2 protein-coding genes are annotated in these 1,298 nt (G+C 48.4%); both read right to left on the reverse strand.

The window, feature by feature from the left end:
* Positions 1-33: 33 nt before the first annotated feature.
* On the reverse strand, positions 34-720 hold the full coding sequence (locus tag ACM0OZ_RS48870) for a transposase (protein WP_414590163.1): 687 nt from the start codon (positions 718-720) through the stop codon (positions 34-36).
* A gap of 19 nt (positions 721-739) precedes the next feature.
* The gene (locus ACM0OZ_RS48875; protein WP_414590164.1) at positions 740-1,261 is read right to left on the reverse strand and encodes a helix-turn-helix domain-containing protein; all 522 of its coding nucleotides are present in this window, start codon (positions 1,259-1,261) and stop codon (positions 740-742) included.
* Positions 1,262-1,298: the final 37 nt, after the last annotated feature.

Below are 1,298 nucleotides of genomic sequence, written 5' to 3' on the forward strand. Positions count from 1 at the left end.
AACTAGTACAATACGGCGCAAGTTTAGATAGGGTTATGCTGCCAAAAGCTTACCCTTAAAAGTCCATTGAAAAGGACGAGCTAACTTTTGGTTAAAATAGTCAATGAAATTCAATATCTGCTGTTTGAGATGCGTCTGAGAGGAAAAACTTCCTCTTCGCAAGAGTTTGCGCGTCAGAATACTCAACCAGATTTCAACTTGATTGAGCCAGGAGCAGTGCTTTGGGGTGAAATGAAAAACCACCTTGTGCTCAGGATTGGTGAGAAACTGGGCGCGGGTGCTCATCGACTTGAGGATGCCAGACTTGCCCTTAACGCCCAAAGTATCCTGGGCTATGCGTTCCTGGTGTGCAATCCATCGTACCAAGGATTCCGATTGATGGATATTCAGGCAGTCCATAATCAAATGCCACTTGCTGGCAGTCGGGTCAGAGGCAATTAAGCGTTGGCAATGGGCTAAGAAATCCGCTTCAGTCCGGTGATGGTCAATGGTAGGAGCCACAACTTGACCTGTAACAACATCAAAGTTAACAATCAAGGTTTGAGTGCCATGCCGAATATATTCAAACTCTCGACATTCGACTTTGCCTGGTCGCATCGGTAAACTAGGAAGAACGCGTTCTAGGGCTTGAATGCCAGTCATTTCATCAATGCTGAGAGTACGTTCTCCCTGAATAGCTCGTATTGGGGCGCTCAGATAGTGTTGGCTAATGTCTTCCACCTTGACTTCAAACTCTGGGTCATACGGGGGGAAAAAGCCAGTAGCGAGACTGGTGCGGTTTGAGTTCTGCTTCGGCTAACCATCGTCCGACCTGGCGGGGGGATATCTGCTCCACAATGCCTTGCTTTATCAACTCATCCGCTAGCTCATGAGCACTCCAATGACTGATAGGACGACCGTATTCCATCGGGTCACGGCACGCCATCGCCATGCATTCCACTTGCTGTTCCAGGGTAAATTTTAACGGCGCACCAGGACGCGAGCTATCAAGCAATCGTTGCATCACTGAGAGTGATTGCTCAGCAGTCTCAACCCAACGGCGTCGCCACTGCCGTGCCATCTTGATGCTGATACCAAGCGTATCAGCAATTTCGGCATTATTTTGCCCAAGAGCAGCATTTAGCACAATCCTGGCACGTTGTGCTAAATGCTGTGGCGTACTGGGCCGATTCGCTAACTTTTCCAGCCCTTGCTGGTCAGTATCACTCAGGGTAATTGTTAGTGGTTGGCAGCGCATGAGTGGGCAAGTTAATTTCTTCATTTATACCCTAACCGAATTTACGCCCCAGTGTACTAGT

Source organism: Scytonema sp. PCC 10023, from assembly GCF_963920835.1.
GTDB lineage: Bacteria > Cyanobacteriota > Cyanobacteriia > Cyanobacteriales > Nostocaceae > Kalymmatonema.

Bases quoted from the DNA above. Each gene is read 5' to 3' on its own strand.
- ACM0OZ_RS48875 (WP_414590164.1), bottom strand. From the start codon at position 1,261: ATGAAGAAATTAACTTGCCCACTCATGCGCTGCCAACCACTAACAATT.